Origin of the sequence: Allobosea eneae (assembly GCF_042657265.1) — a bacterium.
Classification (GTDB): domain Bacteria; phylum Pseudomonadota; class Alphaproteobacteria; order Rhizobiales; family Beijerinckiaceae; genus Allobosea; species Allobosea eneae.
Window position 1 is genome coordinate 1 of sequence record NZ_JBHSLW010000070.1, and the last position, 19,203, is coordinate 19,203.

Sequence of the window (19,203 nt, forward strand, 5' to 3'; positions counted from 1 at the left end):
AGTGGCTGGGGTCCACATCGCTCGCTCCAAGATGGCCTGAACAACCCCTTGGAATCACGAGTGCCCCAGTCGCTCAACCCTTTCGGGACGGGCTCTGAGACAGCAAGGCGTCGTCGAAGGCGTGTAAGCAGCTAAAATAAATACTAGTTGGATAGTATCTTTGGAGGAATCATGGCGACCCTGCAAGCCGACCGTACGTTTTGGGGCGAAGCCCAAGCCAAGATCCTGAAGCGCGTCTCGTCAACGATCGATCAAAACCTCAACGGATTTCCCCATATTGGCGATCCGAAAACAGGCGAATGGGTAACGACGCCGGATGGCTTCTGGACAGGTGGGTTCTGGATCGGGGAGCTTTGGCTCGCCGCGAGCGTCACTGGTGAAGCCCGATATCTGGAAGCCGCAAAGCGCTGGCTTGAAAGGCTTGAACCGCGCGTAGAGAGCAAGACAGTCTTTCGTGGCTTTCTCTTCTATTACGGCGCCGTGATCGGAGCCCTTCTGCATGGTGACCAAAAGGCCGCGGCGCTGGCAGAGGATGCCGCTCAGTCGCTCGGACGACAGTTCGATCCAATCGCCAACTTGATTCCCCTCGGCAAAGAGGCGGAAGAAGCTCACTCGGTTGGCGATGGAGAGGCGAACATTGACGGTTTGCCCGCAGCTCCGGTCATGTTGTGGGCGGCCAAACGTCTCCGGGATTATGAACTGCGGCAGCGCGCCCTCAAGCATGCCTATCGAAGTGCAGAGTTCTTCCTTCGCGACGACGGCGGTGTGATCCAGTCGGCGAGCTTCGACACTGCGACGGGTGAGGTCAACCGCCGGTACACCCACAAAGGTTACGCGGACGACTCGATTTGGACCCGGGCCCAAGCCTGGGCGATGCTGGGTTTCGTTCTCAGCGCTCGGCTGGAGCCGAAGGAGACCTTGCTCTTCCAACTCGCGGAAAAAGTTTGCGATTGGTGGCTCGCCAACAGCCCCCAAGACCGGGTCGCCTACTGGGATTTCAACGCACCGGTAACCCCGGAGACAAAGCGCGATACCTCGGGCACCGCGATCGCCGCGGCCGCACTTCTCAAGCTGTCGCAAATTCATCCTGACGCAAACAAGGCCGCGACCTATCGCGACACGGCGGAAGCAACCGCACGCTCACTGGTCGAAAGGCACCTAAACTCAATGGGCATTCTGGCCGACGGATGTTTTGATCCAAAGAACGGTACTGCCGTCTCAAACGAACTAATTTGGGGCGACTACTTTCTGTTCGAAACAGTCGCCACGATAAATGGCAAGCTTCATTCTCCTGTTTGATCCAGTAAACGCCTCCACCGCCTTTCTAGCTATAGGCGCGCGGACGCTAGCGGCCAGCAGTGCGAGCTATGAAAACAAACAATATTCTTTCCACGTCAGGCCTAACCAAGGAATTTGCCGGCTTTACAGCTGTGAACGGCGTCGACCTCAGCGTGCGCCGCGGCTCTATTCACGCGTTGATCGGCCCGAACGGCGCCGGCAAGACGACCTGCTTCAATCTGTTGACCAAGTTCCTCGCGCCGACACGCGGCGCGATCGTCTATAACGGTCGCGACATCACGCGCGAGAAGCCGGCCGAGATCGCGAGGCTCGGGCTGGTGCGCTCTTTCCAGATCTCGGCAGTCTTCCCGCAGCTCTCGGTGCTGACCAATGTCCGCATCGCGCTGCAGCGGCGCAAGCGCGGTGATTCGTTCGATTTCTGGCGCTCGGAGCGCTCGCTCAGGGAGCTCGACGCCGAGGCGGAGAGCCTGGTCGATGCCGTCGGCCTGACGCCGTTCCTCGGGCTGACCGCCGGCGAACTTTCCTACGGGCGCAAGCGGGCGCTGGAGATCGCGACGACGCTGGCGCTCGATCCGGAGATGCTGCTGCTCGACGAGCCGATGGCCGGCATGGGCCGCGAGGATGTCGAGCGCATCGAGGCCCTGATCCGCAAGGTCTCGAAGAACCGCACCATCCTGATGGTCGAGCACAATCTCTCGGTCGTCGCCTCGCTCTCGGACCGCATCACCGTGCTGGCGCGTGGCCAGGTGCTGGCGGAAGGCGATTACGCAACCGTCTCGAAGGACCTGCGCGTGGTCGAGGCCTATATCGGCTCGGGAGTCGGCCATGGTCACTGAAGCGCTGAAGACGCCGGCCGCGACTGCCGGCACGGCCCCGCTGCTCAAGGTGCGCGGGCTGGAAGCCTGGTATGGCGAGAGCCATGTCCTGCACGGCATCGATTTCGACGTCGCGCCCGGCGACGTGGTGACGCTGCTCGGCCGCAACGGCGCCGGCAAGACCACGACGCTGAAGTCGATCATGGGCGTGATCGGCAAGCGCAGGGGCTCGGTCGTGCTGGAGGGCACCGAGACGATCGGCCTGCCCTCGTGCGCCATCGCGAGGCTCGGCATCGGCTTCGTGCCGGAGGAGCGCGGCATCTATTCCTCGCTCTCGGTCGAGGAGAACCTGATGCTGCCGCCGCAGGTTCGCCCCGGCGGCCTCTCGCTCGACGCGATCTTCACGCTCTTCCCCAATATCAAGGAGCGACTGAGGAGCCAGGGCACCAAGCTCTCGGGCGGCGAGCAGCAGATGCTGGCGATCGGCCGCATCCTGCGCACCGGCGCGCATCTGCTCCTGCTCGACGAGCCGACCGAGGGCCTCGCCCCCGTCATCATCGAGCAGATCGGCCGCACCATCGCGAAGCTGAAGCAGGACGGCTTCACCATCATCCTGGTGGAGCAGAATTTCCGCTTCGCCCAGACGGTCGCGGACCGGCACTACGTGGTCGAGCAAGGCAAGGTGATCGACATGATCCCAAATGCTGAGCTCGACGCCAATATCGACAAGCTGCATCGCTATCTTGGCGTCTAAAAGCAGCGCGACCACCAGAAAACGCCGGCTGGCCCGGTATCGACAGAGGGAGAACGATCATGAAGCTGAAGACGATTCTCGCGACCACGGCGCTCGCGACGCTGATGGCGGTGCCCGCGCTCGCCCAGCAGATCACGGTCAAGGCCGGCGTGCTCAACGACCGCTCGGGCCTTTATGCCGACCTCGCCGGCGAGGGCTCGGTGATGGCGGCACGCATGGCGGTCTAGGACTTCAAGGCGGCGGACAAGGGCATCAAGGTCGAGATCGTCTCGGCCGACCACCAGAACAAGCCGGATGTCGGCTCGACCATCGCGCGGCAGTGGTACGACCAGGACGGCGTCGACCTGATCCTCGACGTGCCGACCTCTTCGGTCGCGCTGGCGGTGAGCCAGATCACCCGCGAAAAGAACAAGGTCCATATCAATTCGGGCGCCGGCACCTCGGACCTCACCGGCAAGGCCTGCAGCCCCAATACCGTCCACTGGACCTACGACACCTACGCGCTGGCGCAGGGCACCGGTGGCGCCATGGTGAAGGCGGGCGGCGACAGCTGGTTCTTCATGACCGCGGACTACGCTTTCGGCCATGCGCTGGAGCGCGACGCGACTGCGACTATCACCAAGGCGGGCGGCAAGGTCGTCGGTTCGGTTAAGACGCCCTTCCCCGGCACGGATTTCTCGTCCTTCCTGCTGCAGGCGCAGGCCTCGAAGGCCAAGGTCATCGGCCTTGCGAACGCCGGCAGCGACACTACCAACGCGATCAAGCAGGCGGGCGAGTTCGGCATCGTCGCCGGCGGCCAGAAGCTCGCGGGGCTCCTGGTCTTCATCAGTGACGTGCATGCGCTCGGCCTGCAGGCAGCACAGGGCCTGGTCTTGACCGAGTCGTTCTACTGGGATCGCGACGACGGCACCCGCGCCTGGTCGGACCGGTTCGCCAAGCTCAACGGCGGCAAGAAGCCGACCATGGTGCAGGCCGGCGTCTATTCCGGGCTGCTGCACTATTTGAAGGCGGTCGAGGCCGCCAAGAGCAAGGACAGCGCGACCGTCGTCGCCAAGATGAAGGAGATGCCGACGGACGACCCGCTGTTCGGCAAGGGCTCGATCCGCCCGAATGGCCGCAAGATGCACGACATGTATCTCTACGAGGTCAAGAAGCCCGCGGAGTCGAAGGGCCCGTGGGACTACTACAAGCAGGTCTCGGTGCTGCCGGCCGAGCAGGCCTTCCAGCCGCTGGCCGAGACCGGCTGCTCGCTCGTCAAGTAACGCTTCCGCCGGAGCGTCATCCTCGGGCTTGCCCCGAGGATCTCATGACCAGAAGCCTCTGGTTTCCGAGATGGTCGGGTCAAGCCCGACCATGACGACCTCCAGGCCCGCAATCGCCGCTACCGCACGGCCGGGATGCCTCGGGCGTTCCGTCCGAGCCTCCTTCGACCCCATGATCTGAGACGCGCATGTTCGAACTTCTCGGCGTTCCGCCACAGGCGCTGTTCGGCCAGGTCCTTCTCGGCCTGATCAACGGCTCGTTCTACGCCATCCTCAGCCTCGGGCTGGCGGTGATCTTCGGGCTGCTCAACATCATCAATTTCAGCCATGGCGCGCAGTACATGATGGGCGCCTTCGTCGCCTGGATGTGCCTGAACTATCTCGGCATCAACTACTGGGCGGCCCTGCTGCTGGCGCCGATCATCGTCGGCGCGACCGGCGTTGCGATCGAGCGGTTGCTGCTGAAGCGCATCGCCCATCTCGACCATCTCTACGGCCTGCTGCTGACCTTCGGCCTGGCGCTGATCATCCAGGGCCTGTTCCGCAACCAGTACGGCTCGTCCGGCCTGCCCTATGCCATCCCACCGCAGCTCGCCGGCGGCCAGAATCTCGGCTTCATGTTCCTGCCGAACTATCGCGCCTGGGTGATCGCCGCCTCGCTGGTCGTCTGCCTCGGCACCTGGTTCCTGATCGAGAAGACCAAGCTCGGCGCCTATCTGCGGGCCGCAACCGAAAACCCGACCCTGACCCAGGCCTTCGGCATCAACGTGCCGCTGCTGGTGACGCTGACCTATGGCTTCGGCGTCGCGCTCGCGGCCTTCGCCGGCGTGCTCGCCGCGCCGATCTACTCGGTCAACCCGAACATGGGCGGCGACCTCATCATCGTCGTCTTCGCGGTCGTCGTGATCGGCGGCATGGGCTCGATCATGGGCGCGATCGTCACCGGCTTCTCGCTCGGCCTGATCGAGGGCCTGACCAAGGTGTTCTACCCGGAGGGCGCCGCGACCGTGATCTTCGTGATCATGGTGCTGGTGCTCCTGGTGAAGCCCGCCGGCCTGTTTGGCCGCACGGCCTGACGCAAGGATAAGACCATGACCGACCTTGCCTCGACCGACGCATCCGCCAGCGGCGTCGCCCTCAGCGAGACCGACGACGGCACCGCGCGCCTGCATCGCAACCTGTTCATCGCGATCGCGGCGGTGCTCGTGGTCGCACCGTTCGTCGCCTATCCCGTCTTCGTGATGAAGGTGCTGTGCTTCGCGCTGTTCGCGCTCGCCTTCAATCTCCTGCTCGGCTATGGCGGCCTGCTCTCCTTCGGCCATGCCGCCTATTTCGGCATGGCGAGCTATGTCAGCGCCTATACCGCCAAGCATTGGGGCCTGACGCCGGAGCTTGCGATCCTGCTCGGCACCGCCGTGGGCGCCGTCCTCGGCCTCGTCTTCGGCGCGCTCGCCATCCGGCGGCAAGGCATCTATTTCGCGATGATCACGCTGGCGCTCGCCCAGATGGTGTTCTTCTTCTCGCTGCAGACGCCACGCTTCACCGGCGGCGAGGATGGCATCCAGGCCGTGCCGCGCGGCAAGTTCCTCGGCCTGATCAGCCTCGCCGACGACCGCGCGCTCTACTGGCTCGTCGCCGCCATCTTCATGGGCGGCCTGCTGCTGATCTACCGCATCATCCACTCGCCCTTCGGCCAGGTCTGCAAGGCGATCCGCGACAACGAGCCCCGCGCCATCTCGCTCGGCTATCGCGCCAACCAGTACAAGCTGATGGTCTTCGTGCTCTCGGCGACGCTCGCAGGCCTTGCCGGCGCAACCAAGGCCATCGTCTTCCAGCTGGCCTCGCTCACCGACGTCTATTGGACCATGTCCGGCGAAGTCGTGCTGATGACGCTGGTCGGGGGGCTCGGCACCGTCTTCGGCCCGATCGTCGGCGCCATCGTCATCGTCGCAATGCAGAACTATCTCGCGACGCTCGGCGCATGGGTTACCGTCGTCCAGGGCGTGATCTTCGTGCTCTGCGTCCTGCTCTTCCGCGAAGGCATCGTCGGCGTCATCGCCAAGGCCGTCAAGAAGCCGCTCTGAGAGGTGGAGGAAAATCCAGTGAAGATCTTGGTGCCCGTCAAGCGGGTTGTCGACTACAACGTGAAGATCCGCGTGAAGGCGGACGGTTCCGGCGTCGAGCTCGCCAACGTCAAGATGTCGATGAATCCCTTCGACGAGATCGCGGTGGAAGAGGCGCTGCGCCTGAAGGAAGCCGGCAAGGCGACCGAAGTCGTCGTGGTCTCGATCGGCCCGGCGCAGGCCGCAGAGACGATCCGCACCGGGCTTGCCATGGGCGCCGACCGCGGCATCCTCGTGAAGGTCGAGGCAAACGTCGAGCCGCTCGCCGTCGCCAAGCTGCTGAAGAAGGTCGTCGAGCAGGAGGCTCCCGGCCTCGTCATCCTCGGCAAGCAGGCGATCGACGACGATTGCAACCAGACCGGCCAGATGCTCGCAGCCCTCCTCGGCTGGGGCCAGGGCACGTTTGCCTCGAAGGTCGAACTGTCAGCCGATAGCGTCGACGTCACCCGCAAGGTCGATGGCGGCCTGCAGACGGTCTCGCTCAAGCTCCCGGCGATCGTGACCACGGACCTGCGTCTCAACGAGCCGCGCTATGCCTCGCTGCCCAACATCATGAAGGCGAAGAAGAAGCCGCTCGACGAGACCTCGGCCGATGCGCTCGGCGTCGATGTCGCGCCCCGCCTCAAGGTTCTGAAGACGGTCGAGCCCGCCGGCCGTTCCGCCGGCGTCAAGGTGGCCAATGCCGCCGAACTCGTCTCCAAGCTCAAGACCGCCGGGGTGATCTGATGACCACGCTGCTGATCGCCGAACACGACAACGCTTCCGTCAAGCACGCCACCGCCAAGGCGCTGACCGCCGCCGCCAAGCTCGGCGGCCCCGTCTACATCCTCGTTGCGGGCCAGGGTTCGAAGGGCGCGGCCGATGCGGCCGCCATGCTCGCCGGCGTCGAGAAGGTGCTGCTTGCCGATGACGCCGCTTACAGCCATGCGCTGGCCGAGCCGCTGGCTGCGCTGATCGTCAAGCTCGCCGGCAATTACGACGCCATCGTCGCGCCCTCGACCACGACCGGCAAGAACGTGCTGCCGCGCGTCGCCGCCCTGCTCGACGTGATGCAGGTCTCGGATGTCAGCGGCATCGTCTCGCCCGACACCTTCGAGCGCCCGGTCTATGCCGGCAACGCCATCCAGACCGTGCAGTCGACCGACGCCAAGAAGCTGCTCACCATCCGCACCGCCTCCTTCGCGGCGGCGGGCGAAGGCGGCTCGGCTACGGTCGAGTCCGTCTCGGCGGCCGAAAACCCCGGCAATTCGTCCTTCAAGGGCGAGGAGGTCGCGAAGTCCGACCGTCCGGAGTTGGCCTCGGCCAAGATCATCATCTCCGGCGGGCGCGCGCTCGCCTCGGCCGAGAATTTCGGCAAGGTGATCGAGCCGGTCGCCGACAAGCTCGGCGCCGCGATGGGCGCGTCGCGCGCCGCGGTCGATGCCGGCTATGCTCCGAACGACTGGCAGGTCGGCCAGACCGGCAAGGTGGTCGCCCCCGAGCTCTACATCGCGGTGGGTATCTCCGGCGCGATCCAGCATCTCGCGGGCATGAAGGACTCGAAGGTCATCGTCGCCATCAACAAGGACGAGGAAGCGCCGATCTTCCAGATCGCCGATTACGGGCTGGTGGGCGATCTCTTCACCGTCCTGCCCGAGCTCGACGCCGGACTCGCCAAAGCCGGCAAGTAAGATTCAGCGTTCACTCGTCGGACCGCTTCTGACGGTGCTCGGGCTCCAGGCTGGCGAGATCCTCCAGCGTGGTGATGGCGGCCTTGACGGCGCCGGCCGGGGCGCTGCGCCCCTGCGCGTCGCGGAACTTGAGGCGAAGCCAGGATCCAAACTCCTGACCGCGAACAGGGAGGGTGCGACGGCCGGCATGGGTCGCCAGAGTCGCATAGGTGCGCGTTTTCCAGCGCGACAGCTCGGCGTCTTCCTGGGCGAGCGCCACCATGATGTCGGCGTCGGTCAGCGCCTTGACGGGCTCGTCGCTCATCGCGCTTCTCCCTCGACCCTGTCCAGGAGCGGGTGGCGATCCAGGTCGACGATCGCGGTAAAGCCATCGCCGTCGCGGGCGATCCGGATGACGATGGCGTCGCCATCACAAGCGGTGATGGCGAGCTGGAGCGACCGCCCGCTGCCCATCGCGTTCGGCCCGGGCGTCCCCGGCATGGCGGCGGGCCCCACGCCGACGGGTTCGATGGCGCGGCCCTCGGGGAGGTCACAGCGCCCCTGCTGTCTCCTGTACGCCATGGCGGCGCGCCAGGTGGCGGGGAACTGCTCTTTGAACATGGCTTTGTCGAACATGACGTCGTCCTTCCTGATGATGGGGGTTAGCGGATGGGGCTGGCGCAGAAGGCCCAGGTCTCGCCGTTGACGAGGCCCGGCAGCGCGGAACAGCAGGCGCTGGTTCTGGACTGGCTCGGGACAGTGCAGGCTTCGACGGCCTGCAGCAGCCCGCTGGGAGCGAGGCGACGGGCACGCTCGCCCTCGCTGGACAGAGCCCAGATCAGCGCGCGCCGGTCGCTGTGGAGCGTCTGCAGCGTGGCGTGAAGGTGTCCCAACCCGAAGCAGCCGATGCTGAGAATGATGAGAATCGGCCAGGCCGGAATGCGCGCGTGGCGGCGAGGCTGCCCGTCGGGGGCTGCCTGGTCGGAGGCGCCGTGGCCGAGCTGGTGCCGCCCTGGATCCACATGGACCGCATTTTCCGCCGAAACCTTCGGCATGGCATTCTTGTAAAACATGAGCGATCTCCCGATGGCGAAGTTCAGGGCTTGATCAGCGTGCGGATGCCCCAGATGGCACCGGTCGAGGGGTCAGGCCCCGGCCTGCACACATCGTCCTCCATCCGCCATCCAGGTATCGAACAGTCCTCAAGGAGCTTGAGAACGCCGCTATCGGACATGCGCCGCGCCCGCGCTCCCTCTTCAGAGAAGGCCCAATGCAGGACCTTCGCGATATCGCGTTGGGCCGGCTCGGGCACGCTGGCCTGGCCAAGCGCGAAGGCGCCCGCCGCCAGGGCCAACACCGCGAGGAAAAGCGCGATCACCAGACCGCGATGGCGGGCGAGCCACGCCGAGGGCGAACGCGACGCTTCCACTGCAGCGATCGTGCGGCCGAGGAAGGTCATCAGCGACGCGTACACGATCAGAAGGCTGAGCAGGACATCGCCCTGGCCCAAACGCATGGTCGTGCACGCATTCGCGATGAAGGCAGCCTCATCGTCCGTGAGGGGCCGCCCGAGAAGCTCTCGCGCGGCGCCATCGAGTGAAGCCCTGTCCATGACGATCAGCCCAGGAACCGGGCATAGGCGAGACGCGACTTCTCCCGCCACCCTTCGAGCGAGGCGCGCTCCCCGCCGGAACCGTGCTGCTCGATCCAGCTCAGCGAATGATGGTCGTCCTTGAACGCGCGCGACAGAGCCTCCGGCAGCAGCGGCACGTCGATGACGCGCCCCGCGGCCAGATACCGCCTGCCCAACTCGGACTGGTTGAGCTGGCGGAACTGGTCGGGGCGGCCGAACCAGCGCGGCCGGAGTAGGTAGATCTCGGCGCCCTGCGCGGCCGTCTCCAGATCCGGCACATGGTCGTAGGAGTTGACGTGTAGGTCGAGCGGCGAGAGCACAAAGACCTTGCGCCCGACGCTACGCGCGGCGAACAGGATCGTCTGGACATGGTCGTTGAAGACTTCGACCTGGGCTCCCGGACAGGACACGATGATCGGCGACGTCGGCTCGGCTTCCGTGATCACCTCGGCGAGGGCTGTGTACCCCTCCTCCTCCGACATCCGCAGGCCGTGACATTCCTGCTCCTCGTGATGCGCGAGGATATAATCCTGAACGACGAAATCGCCGTCGACCAGGGTCGGCATCTTGCCGAGCCGGCGGAAATGGTGGTTCAGATTTGCGGCCTCGGTGCTCTTACCGACCCCGCCCTTGCCGGAGTAGAACATGAACACGGACTCAGCCTCCCCGGGCGGTCCGCTCAGCGTGGTGCTCCCGAGGGCCGCCGCCCTGGTCGAGTCGGCGCGACGATCGTTGGACATCGTAAACTCCTATTTCGGTTGCGTTTTGAGCTGAAACCGCGCGCCAGAAGAAGCGCGCGATGTCGGCGGAGATCCGCCGACATCCGGGTTGCGCGGTGCTGCGGCACCGGCATCGATATCGTTTTCAGCGTCGTCGCCCGCGCTGGCCGGATCGACTGGCGGGGCCGCCGGTGCTGCCGCGGGCAGCGCCTCGCGATGATCCCACCCCTGCCCTCAAGGCCTGGCCGACGGCTGGCGTCTCGTGAGCGGCATCCAGGACCGCGGGGCTTGAAAGCGATGCCTGGCTCTGGCCACCGACACTTCCCGTACCGACTGTCGGGCCCGTCGGCTCTCTCGTGGGCGTCGCTTCAGAAACGTTGTTGGGACCCTCAGATTGCGGGTTTGCAGGACGGATGGGCTCGATCCGGTCGTTGACCCTGCAAAGTCCGAGCGCGCCGAGTTTGTCGTCGTAGAACCCCGTCCCAAGGCGAGACCGGTTGACGCGGACAGAATTCGCGGCGAGGTCGGGGAAACCGGATGCCTGCCGAAGTTCGTCGGCAATCTCGCCCCAGTCCTTTTCGAGCAGCCTGAGCTTATCGATCGTCTGGACGTTGATTGCGACGACCTCCCAGCCGTAACGCGGCCTGACGACGTGATCGGCGGCGACCTCCTCGGCGCGCGCGGAGAAGGCACGCTGGATCTCCTCGGCCGAACGCCGATCCGTGACCTTCCTGCCCTTGGCTTTCGCAGTCTTCATCGCACGCTCCTGCAACGATCGATTGCAAATTCTGAGAAGTAAGTCGAAATGTATTTTTGATATACAGATTGATTACAGATACGTATCTGAGCTGTATCAGAAATATATACTAATATTCTCGCGATATTTTCGCTAGAATGACACTGATACGAATAATATAACTTGGAATATGGCCTGATTTGATCTTTGATTAGGCAAGTCCGGCCCGTGTTAACTGGAAACCAGCAACACGGTTTTCTTGCCAAAGGGGCGCTGCCCCCTGTGGAACCCCCAACCCAGCAAAGCCGCGTGCGCCCTTCGGCGCCGGCTTCGCCGAGATCGGAGATCGAGATGAGCGAGAAGAACCGCTTCCCCCACCTGGTCGCGTTCCGGGTCGATGAGCCCACGCACACCAAGCTTACGACCGTGGCCGAGGTCGCCGGCATGCCGGTCGGCATCTGGGTCCGTGCCTTGGTGCTGAAGGCCGTGGATTCGCAGATGCGGGCGCCGAAGGTTCGGCGCGCTGCGGCGAACGCCGTCCAGCTCGACGCCATCCTGGAGGAGCTCAAGGCCCAGGGCCGCAACCTCAACCAGATTGCGCGAGCCACGAACTCGAACCCTGGCGCCACGCAGATCGCGGCGGACGTCGCGATGATGCGCGTAGCGCTGGAGGCGCTGATCACGCGCATCCTCGACCTGCTGCGCATAGAGGACGATGCGTGATGTATCTCGAGAGCATCCCGAGGAGACTGGGCGGTCTCGGTCGCCATCTGATGGACGCCGGTCGCGGCTCGAACGAGCGCGTCATCGTCCGTGCCGATCTCAGCCGGGATGTCCCGCATGACGTCACGCTGGCCCTGCGCATGCTGGCAGCGCCGGCGCACCGGGTCGCCCGCATGAAGCGCGAGGTCGTGCATATCGTCATATCGCCGGGGCGAATGCTCAGCACGGATGAGGTGGAGAACGTGCTGCGGGCAATCGAGAAGGAGTACGGCATTCCCGAAGGCAGCGCCCGTCTGGTTGTCGAGCACGAGAAGGGCCAGCGTGCGCGGCATTATCACGTGGTCTATTCGATGGTATCGGAGGCCACCGGTAGGGCGCTGCGGTTCAATCGGTCCGGCGACCGTGATGAAATGCTCGCCCGCCGGTTCGAGATCGAACTCGGCGAGAAAATCCAGCCGAGCACCCGCGTCGAACGCACGGCCGAACTCCTTCGCGAGCGCGGGCTCGCCAACCTGGCCGAGATCGCGGCACAGGGCCCGGTGGCGGAAAAAGGCCGGCGAACGTCCAAAGCCGAGACCCGGCAGAACGATCGACTTGGCGTTGATCAGGTGCTGCTTGACGAACGGCTCCGGCAGGCCTGGCGTCAATCCGGGAATGATATGTCCCGGCTTCGCCTCGAACTCGATGCTATGGGATTCTGCCTCGCGGCAGGTGATCAGCGTATCGCCGGCGTACCCATCGTCATGCTCGTTGATGTCGAGACGCTGAAGTCGACCAGCCTCACCCGCCATCTCAATCGCCTGGCGCTGCACGGCGACGGGCCACGGTTTCGCGAGATTGCCATCGGCGCCAGCTTCGGCGAGCTTCCTCCGCTGGCCGAGACAAAGGCCGACCTGCGGAAGGATGCACTCCCGCGCAGCGCTGATGCGGTCCTTATCGAATTCGACCGGATGGTCGCCGAGATGGAAGCCGACGGAGAACACGCGGAAGCCGCGAAAGCTAGGAAGGGAAGAGCCCGGCTCGCCGCGCGTCTCTCGGCCGAAGAGCGCGACGACCTGCGGACTCGCCAGGACTCGGTCAAGAGCCGATACCGGCAGCGCGACCGCATTCGGCGCGCCCGCGTCAACCGCGCATTCATCGCCGCGAAGCTGTTTGGGACCCGCGAAATCCGGAAGGCTGCATTCTATCTCGTCGCGATCGGCATCTTGGCGACCGGAGCGGGCCTGATCCCCGCACTCGCTGCGGCCGGTGTCGCCGTCGCCACGATCCCGAGCTATTCCAGTGCCAGACGTCTGCGTGCCACCGCAGACTGGGAGGCGACGCTGGAGCGGTCCCAGATGGCCCGGGAGCTTGCGGACGAGACGCGCAGCTTCTTCCGCCAGCGAGTGATCCGCCAGAAAGCCGCCAGCAAGGCAGCACATGCCGAGAAAACCCGACTGCGGATCCACCGCAACCGTAAACGTGGCGCACCCATACCCCAGCCCCCGCCAGCAAACCGGCGCGCCGGTCAGCGAAGCCGGAGCATCCGCAGGGGCGGTCCGGAGCGATGACCGCGCATCAGGCTTATCTGGAAAATGAATGTGCGACATCTCGGGCGTATCACGTCGGTATCAACCGGCGTGTCATGACCGAGATTGAAGCGTCGTGTCTCAGTGTTCCCAGATTCCGACCACGCAGAGATCGTCGTCCACTTCAAACATCATCGCATTCAAAAGCTTTGAAGCGGCTGGCTCGTTCCGGAACCGACCCTACAAGCCGCCGCCGTTCTCCTCGCTGCCGAGCCCGAGGAGGATGTCTGGATCCAGGGCGAGCACACCGACCTGGGCTGGAGAAAACGCACGCGCGAGGCCCTGGAGCCAAGAAATCAGCTTTGGTTCGAAGCAGACGAGCAGCCCGCCAAAACCTTGATGCCCGAGACCCGCCAGCATCGAAAGCGTCGAAAAAGCATGGACCTTTGGATGGCGCGTCAGGATCGCCACGGCGATCTCTCCTCGCGTGAACTGGTCGTCATCGAGGACCAGCGCGACGCCGGACGGACCGATCCCGAACTGCTCTCGTAGATGCACGAACATGCTCGGCTCACGTGCGCCTGTAACTGCCGTGCGATAGGCATGCGAGGCCCAGGTGACATGAAGCTGGCGCCCCAGGAGGGCCGACACTTCCCTCGTAATTGTGGTAGCCGCCTGGAGAGCCACGTCCATCGGCAAACGTTGGATGCCGGTATTTCCCTTGTGCTTCCGCGCGGTCTGTTCCGCCGTCGCGAGTTGTCGGACGCTCGTTTTCTCGGCCAGGAGCTTACGGGCGGCGTCCGCGGCAGCGAGTCTGTCCCAGCGGGCCCACCGGGCAATAACTTCGACTGCTGCGAAGCTGGAGGTTCGGAGTGCCTGTGCCAGTCCCGGCTCCGTCTGGAGCAGACGATCGAGAAACTGCCGCGCGGCAAGTAGCCGCCGAAGCGTCTGGGGAGAAACACCATGTTTGGCGGCCGCGCTGGCCAGCACGGTTTCCTTAGCTCCGTGTGGCGCCTGCGAGAAGGTCGAGAAGATCTCGTCCGCGAGCTTCAGCCAATTCTCAGCTCCGACGATTCCATCGTCTCGCTCACCCTGCTTTGGCACCGAATGACCTCATGGTACTGTGGTTCAAATCATACATCATGATTCGCGATGAATTCGCCATCGTGAGTCTGTAGCAGGATCGGTTGCGTATGGCTGACGAGCACGACGGTGAAGACGAAGAAAAGGTGCCCGGCCAGCCGTCCGGACCGAACCTCATCGTCTTTCCGGGCGGCCGAGGCCAATCCGATAACGGGAAACCCTCCAGGCGCCCGGACCGATCCGCACCGCAGCTCGAAGGGTTTGGTGCCCTCGAGGCGCTGCTGAGCGCGGCGAAGCCGCCGGAAAAGGACGTCGATCGGCTGCGACGTCTGGCCGACGAGCACCTGGGCGTATGCCGCCACGAGGGGCGAGCCTACGTCTTTATGCGTAAGCAGTCGCAGGCGGAGGCCTGGTCGGCCCATTCCACGCGAACCGCCGACGTGCTTCACGACCTCTTCGACCGGGACTCCGGGCGATTGCTCGCGCCGGCCACCATCAACGCGGTCTGGCGACACCTCAAGCGAAAAGCCAACCAGGCAGGGCCAGGCGCGGTCGGCCGGCGGTGGTGCGCCCATGGCGGCAACATCTATCTCGATCTCCGCGATCCGGACGGGCGCTATGTCGAGATCGACGAGCGCGGCTGGCGCTTGACCTCCAGTCCGCCGGTCCGTTTCGAGAAGCTGGCCAATATGGCGCCCTTACCGGTGCCGGTTAGTGGCGGCAGCATCGAACTCCTGCAGCGTTACGTAAATGTGCCGGACGCCGATGACTTCCATCTCGTCGTCTCCTTCGTGATCGGATGCATGGTGCCGGGTCTCCCCTTCCCGGTCCTGCAGATCACAGGCGGCCATGGCACCGCGAAGACCGAGACCGCCTGCTTCATCATGCGCCTCATCGACCCCCAGGTCGAAGATCCGGGTGGCCTACCGACCAATGAGACAAACCTGTTCATCGCGGCGGCACAAGACTACCTCCCCGTCTTCGACAATGTGTCATTTCTCAGCCCCCAGCACTCCGACGCGATTTGCCGCGTCACGACAGGCGGCAGTCATCGCGGACGGAAATATACAACCAACGGGGAGCAGCACATCATTCCCGCCCATGCGCCCGTGATCATCACGGGGATCGACTCCGTCATCGGCCGCCCGGACCTGTCCAGCCGGGCCATCACCATTCGGCTGCCCCCGATCGAGAAGCATCGGCCGTTGGCACAACTGCTCAACGCGTTCGAACGCGATCGGCCGAAAATATTGGGTGCCCTCCTCGATATGCTCTCCCACGCGCTGCGAAATCGGGCGACGACAACCGTCGAAAGCGATCATCGCCTCGCCGACTTCGCCGTCATCGCGTCGGCGGCCGAGACCTATTACCGGGAGGCTGGAAGCTTTGCCCGGGCATTGGAAGCCAATCGCCTTAGCCAAAACGACGACCTCCTCGACCACGATCCCGTCATCGACATGGTCGTTCGGTTCGTGCAGGCGAAGGGATCTTTCAAGGGGACCGCGACCGAGCTGCTCGGCACCCTCCTCCAGGTATTTCGCGATGAGATCGGCTTCAAGCGCATCCTGCCCGGCGCCCCTCACCACCTGTCGCGCCACCTCAACTCAAAGGAATCGCTGCTGTCCTTCAATGGGATCGTGATGGAGCAGTCTCGAGAAGGAATTGGTGGCACGCGCATCATCGCTCTGCGACCTGCGCCGCCAGTCGGGCCGCAGCGTCAGTAGCGTCAGTAGCGTCACCTTCGTCCGATGTCGGCGCTGGAAACTGACGCTGCTGACGCTAAAAAGACTTATGAAGAACCGCTTCGGAATGCTGCCTGCCTCGCGCCGGGGCGCACCGCGCGGATGGTGGTCACGAGAGCCTTACCGTCAGCCTCGCGCCACAGGACTAAGCCGCTCTCGCGGCAGGGCCTGCGGCGATGTCGTGGCTCAGATTTCGCCTGTGAGGCGCTGCATGCGAGGATTTCGGGGTCGTTTCCCGTGATCCTCGGAGGTTTCCATGATCGATGCCGTTACCGTCAGTCCGCTGCGCCGGCGGATGATCGAGGACATGACCATCCGCCGGTTCGGCGAGCACACGCAGCGCGACTATGTCCGGCAGGTCCGTGAGTTCACGACCTTTCTGGGCCTGCCGCCGGACCGGGCCGAGCCTGAGGATCTACGGCGCTATCAGCTTCACCTGGCTTCGCTCGGTGCCAGCCACGCGCGGATGAACCTGGCCTGCACGGCGCTGCGCTTCTTCTTCCATGTCACGCTGGGACGGATCGGCTTCGGAGACCGCATGGCCCGGATCCCGACGCCGGAGCGGCTGCCGGTGGTGCTCGACACACAGGAGGTCGCGCTGCTCTTGGCGCATGCGCGGAGCCTGAAGGACCGGGCGGCGCTCAGCATCGCCTATGGCTGTGGCCTGCGCGTCTCGGAGATCGCCAACCTCAAGGTCGCTGACATCGACAGCGCCCGCATGCTGATCCGGGTCGAGCAGGGCAAGAACCCACTCCATCTCAGCGATGTTGACGCCTTGCGAAAAGGGCAGCTTTCAGGACCGTCATACAAACAGACCAGCGCGGCCGATGCTCGGGTTCTTAGTGAACTGATAATTCGCGTATGGCGTGACGACTTCCTGATCGGACTTGTGGTTCTCGCTCACTATGAACTGGGCTTGGTCGGCCATGCCCTGAAGATACCGGTAGAAGTGCGTGGCCACATCGGCTTTGCGCAATTCCAATTCGTCGTCAGTGAGATCCTCGAACTGTTCTTCTTCCGCAGGACGATAGGCAAACAGCGGCGAATCCAAAATGACGAACCCCGGATGTGGCCGTCCCCTCTCTATGCAAAAGACTAGCACGCCGATTTTGAAGGCGGCATGCAGAAGCGCTCGGACCCCCGCGCCATTATCGCGGCGGCGCTTGCCATCGACAACGATGTCCTGGTCGCCCTTCTCGAAATGTACCGCGTCGGCGCCGGGATAGTTCCACGCTTTCAGAACCTGCTTCACGGCAGACGAGAGCTCGTGCGCTTCGCTGTTCGACAGGTCGAGATTGACGTCGATGCCATCGGCGCGTTGCCTCGCCTGTACGGCTGTGGCCTTGATGCGTGCAATTCGTATCTCAAGCTCCTTAACCCGGCGACGGTTATCCAGGTCGGATTCAAGCTTCTCACACCGCGCGCTCGCGCTGAGGAAGATGGATCGCGCAGACACCTCGCTCTGCGTAGCCTGGAGTCGAGCAAGGCGCGCTTCGTCCAAACGGTTACCTGCCAAGCCAATGAGCCGTTCGACTTCCTTGATTTCGGCATCGGCATCGGCGAGCGCCGCGCCAAGGTCACGGGCTTCGACGCGGATCTTCTCCATTTCCAACTCGACAGCGTGGCGCTGCTCCTCGATGCCGCCAAGACCATGGTCGTGTTTTTGATGGCCGGGCGAAGCCCCGCATAGCGGGCAGTTGATCGAGGCGAAGCGCTGCAGAAGAAAGCCGCCTTCCTCCAGACCTTCGAGACGATCGATATCTGAGGCATAGACGCGTGCGAGCTCATCAAATCGCACTTTCAAAGCATTCAGCTCCGCGATCCGTGCCTGATAGCCTTTAATGTCATCGGCGAGGCAACGCTCCTCAAGCGCTAATGCATCCAGACGATTCTGGCGTTCCTCCACTACTTGGAGAAGATCTGCTTTTTCCCGCTCGGCTGCCGTCAGATCGGCAACGACCGCAGCGGTTTCCACGGTATCGTCGATCACGTTCCGCAACTGATCGGCCATTTGGGAGAGAAGCTCAATCTGCGCCTCTTTTGCTGCTCTGAGCTGATCGCCAGAACGCACCTGCGCGATCGAGGAGCCATCGACGCCGGTGAGCAGGAATTTGAGAAGGCCCTTGTCTTCCGAGGTTACCGTGGTGTTGTGCGCGAGCAGCAGGCTCTTCTCATCGATCATCCTCGTCTCGTCGATGAGAAGGTAGCGCATGACGACGCGCAGCGAAAACGGCGCCTTTTCGGCCCGCTCGTTCTTTAAGAGCTGTGCTTCGCGATAACCGACGCTGGAGAGGAGAAAGCGCGAGACGTTGGGCGAAGTGACGTGCTTACGCGAAAAGATCTCATAACTAGGCGAGCCTTCATCGACGGCTTGGAGATGCCCTTCGGCCTTGTAGATGTCGCCGCCCAGCGCGGATGCCCGCAACGTCACCTTCTGATTACCGGGGAGAGTGAGCCAGAGGAGATAGTTGTCCATGCCCTTGCCTTCGGGAGGCAAGGTCGGAAGTTCGCCGCCAAGAAGGTAGTCGATCGATTTGCGCACGAACGACTTGCCGGTGTTCGACGCGCCCCAAATGATGTTAACGCCCGACTTGAATTGAATCGAAACCGGGGTTCGCTCGGGTCCGGTGAACATCAGTTGGTCGATGATAATTCTGCGCCGATCAGCCATTATCAGTCGCTCTCCCGACGATTTCGTGAGACCAGCGCTCAAGGCCGTTCTTCAGGTCTTGGATGAGCGAGTCTACGCCTTTGTCGATAGCTTCCTGCGCCAACCATTGAGCCGCTTCGGTGAGGCGGCGATTATAGGTGCTTCCGAGCAGATCGATCATCGCCGTTGCCGTTTCATGGGCCCGAAAGGCGATACCGCTGCCTGAAAATACCTGCTCGACGAGCGATGCGCGGACCATCAAAAGTAAGCCCTGTTCGACTAGGTGTCGGCGCACGAAATACTCGCCGGCGCGGGCATTGATCTCCGGGTGGAGGCTCGGTGGACCGCCAGCGTCGCCGGTGTGGACGATGTAATAGTCCAGCAGTGCCATCGTCGCGAGGTCGAAAGCCTGAGAGCCCGTCCCGAAAGGGTTGAGCGACTGGGGCACTCGTGATTCCAAGGGGTTGTTCAGGCCATCTTGGAGCGAGCGATGTGGACCCCAGCCAC

19 protein-coding genes and 1 pseudogene are annotated in these 19,203 nt (G+C 63.8%); 12 read left to right on the forward strand and 8 right to left on the reverse strand.

Annotation, left to right across the window (positions count from 1 at the left end):
- Window positions 1-171: 171 nt before the first annotated feature.
- From ACFPOB_RS27355 to ACFPOB_RS27390, 8 genes and pseudogenes are all read left to right on the forward strand, one after another.
- On the forward strand, window positions 172-1,299 hold the full coding sequence (locus tag ACFPOB_RS27355) for a glycoside hydrolase family 88 protein (protein WP_377801430.1): 1,128 nt from the start codon (window positions 172-174) through the stop codon (window positions 1,297-1,299).
- Between the two features lie 68 nt (window positions 1,300-1,367).
- Window positions 1,368-2,135 carry an ABC transporter ATP-binding protein gene (locus ACFPOB_RS27360; RefSeq protein WP_377801431.1) on the forward strand — a complete coding sequence of 256 codons (768 nt, stop codon included), beginning with the start codon at window positions 1,368-1,370 and terminating at the stop codon, window positions 2,133-2,135.
- Complete coding sequence (locus ACFPOB_RS27365) at window positions 2,125-2,868, forward strand: ABC transporter ATP-binding protein (RefSeq protein WP_377801432.1); 744 nt, start codon at window positions 2,125-2,127, stop codon at window positions 2,866-2,868. Before ACFPOB_RS27360 ends, ACFPOB_RS27365 begins: the two co-directional genes overlap by 11 nt.
- A 59-nt stretch (window positions 2,869-2,927) precedes the next feature.
- Window positions 2,928-4,130: pseudogene (locus ACFPOB_RS27370) on the forward strand (ABC transporter substrate-binding protein).
- A gap of 188 nt (window positions 4,131-4,318) precedes the next feature.
- Window positions 4,319-5,206, forward strand: a complete 888-nt coding sequence (locus ACFPOB_RS27375) for a branched-chain amino acid ABC transporter permease (RefSeq protein WP_377801433.1) — start codon at window positions 4,319-4,321, stop codon at window positions 5,204-5,206.
- Between the two features lie 15 nt (window positions 5,207-5,221).
- Window positions 5,222-6,214: a branched-chain amino acid ABC transporter permease gene (locus ACFPOB_RS27380; protein ID WP_377801434.1), complete on the forward strand. Its 993-nt coding sequence runs from the start codon at window positions 5,222-5,224 to the stop codon at window positions 6,212-6,214.
- Between the two features lie 18 nt (window positions 6,215-6,232).
- Window positions 6,233-6,979 carry an electron transfer flavoprotein subunit beta/FixA family protein gene (locus ACFPOB_RS27385; protein ID WP_377801435.1) on the forward strand — a complete coding sequence of 249 codons (747 nt, stop codon included), beginning with the start codon at window positions 6,233-6,235 and terminating at the stop codon, window positions 6,977-6,979.
- On the forward strand, window positions 6,979-7,923 hold the full coding sequence (locus ACFPOB_RS27390) for an electron transfer flavoprotein subunit alpha/FixB family protein (protein WP_377801436.1): 945 nt from the start codon (window positions 6,979-6,981) through the stop codon (window positions 7,921-7,923). The genes ACFPOB_RS27385 and ACFPOB_RS27390 overlap by 1 nt, the downstream gene beginning before the upstream one ends.
- A gap of 10 nt (window positions 7,924-7,933) precedes the next feature.
- Here the strand turns inward: ACFPOB_RS27390 and ACFPOB_RS27395 are convergent, their stop codons facing one another.
- The 6 genes from ACFPOB_RS27395 to ACFPOB_RS27420 all read right to left on the reverse strand — a co-directional run bounded on the left by ACFPOB_RS27395 (window position 7,934) and on the right by ACFPOB_RS27420 (window position 11,026).
- Window positions 7,934-8,227, reverse strand: a complete 294-nt coding sequence (locus ACFPOB_RS27395) for a hypothetical protein (RefSeq protein ID WP_377801437.1) — start codon at window positions 8,225-8,227, stop codon at window positions 7,934-7,936.
- On the reverse strand, window positions 8,224-8,538 hold the full coding sequence (locus tag ACFPOB_RS27400) for a hypothetical protein (RefSeq protein WP_173048923.1): 315 nt from the start codon (window positions 8,536-8,538) through the stop codon (window positions 8,224-8,226). Before ACFPOB_RS27400 ends, ACFPOB_RS27395 begins: the two co-directional genes overlap by 4 nt.
- A 26-nt stretch (window positions 8,539-8,564) precedes the next feature.
- Window positions 8,565-8,975 (reverse strand): hypothetical protein, encoded by a 411-nt coding sequence (locus ACFPOB_RS27405; RefSeq protein WP_257735784.1) that lies wholly within the window; start codon window positions 8,973-8,975, stop codon window positions 8,565-8,567.
- A gap of 23 nt (window positions 8,976-8,998) precedes the next feature.
- Window positions 8,999-9,514 carry a hypothetical protein gene (locus tag ACFPOB_RS27410; RefSeq protein WP_377801438.1) on the reverse strand — a complete coding sequence of 172 codons (516 nt, stop codon included), beginning with the start codon at window positions 9,512-9,514 and terminating at the stop codon, window positions 8,999-9,001.
- A 5-nt stretch (window positions 9,515-9,519) separates the two neighbouring features.
- Window positions 9,520-10,275: a P-loop NTPase gene (locus ACFPOB_RS27415; RefSeq protein WP_377801439.1), complete on the reverse strand. Its 756-nt coding sequence runs from the start codon at window positions 10,273-10,275 to the stop codon at window positions 9,520-9,522.
- 124 nt (window positions 10,276-10,399) lie between these two features.
- On the reverse strand, window positions 10,400-11,026 hold the full coding sequence (locus ACFPOB_RS27420; RefSeq protein ID WP_377801440.1) for a hypothetical protein: 627 nt from the start codon (window positions 11,024-11,026) through the stop codon (window positions 10,400-10,402).
- Window positions 11,027-11,341: 315 nt separating this feature from the next.
- On the opposite strand from ACFPOB_RS27420, the gene ACFPOB_RS27425 reads away from it, so the two are divergent.
- On the forward strand, window positions 11,342-11,713 hold the full coding sequence (locus ACFPOB_RS27425) for a plasmid mobilization protein (RefSeq protein WP_377801441.1): 372 nt from the start codon (window positions 11,342-11,344) through the stop codon (window positions 11,711-11,713).
- A complete protein-coding gene (locus tag ACFPOB_RS27430; RefSeq protein WP_377801442.1) occupies window positions 11,713-13,263 on the forward strand; it encodes a relaxase/mobilization nuclease domain-containing protein in 1,551 nt (516 codons plus the stop codon). The genes ACFPOB_RS27425 and ACFPOB_RS27430 overlap by 1 nt, the downstream gene beginning before the upstream one ends.
- Before the next feature lie 198 nt (window positions 13,264-13,461).
- Here the strand turns inward: ACFPOB_RS27430 and ACFPOB_RS27435 are convergent, their stop codons facing one another.
- The gene (locus tag ACFPOB_RS27435; RefSeq protein WP_377801443.1) at window positions 13,462-14,325 is read right to left on the reverse strand and encodes a hypothetical protein; all 864 of its coding nucleotides are present in this window, start codon (window positions 14,323-14,325) and stop codon (window positions 13,462-13,464) included.
- An 89-nt stretch (window positions 14,326-14,414) separates the two neighbouring features.
- On the opposite strand from ACFPOB_RS27435, the gene ACFPOB_RS27440 reads away from it, so the two are divergent.
- Entirely contained in the window at window positions 14,415-16,028 is a 1,614-nt protein-coding gene (locus tag ACFPOB_RS27440) for a hypothetical protein (RefSeq protein ID WP_377801444.1), read from the forward strand.
- A gap of 274 nt (window positions 16,029-16,302) precedes the next feature.
- Window positions 16,303-17,145 carry a tyrosine-type recombinase/integrase gene (locus tag ACFPOB_RS27445; RefSeq protein WP_377801445.1) on the forward strand — a complete coding sequence of 281 codons (843 nt, stop codon included), beginning with the start codon at window positions 16,303-16,305 and terminating at the stop codon, window positions 17,143-17,145.
- Between the two features lie 1,564 nt (window positions 17,146-18,709).
- Here ACFPOB_RS27445 and ACFPOB_RS27450 read toward each other — a convergent pair.
- A partial coding sequence (locus ACFPOB_RS27450) for an ABC-three component system middle component 2 (protein ID WP_377801446.1) occupies window positions 18,710-19,203 on the reverse strand: 494 nt, incomplete at its 5' end.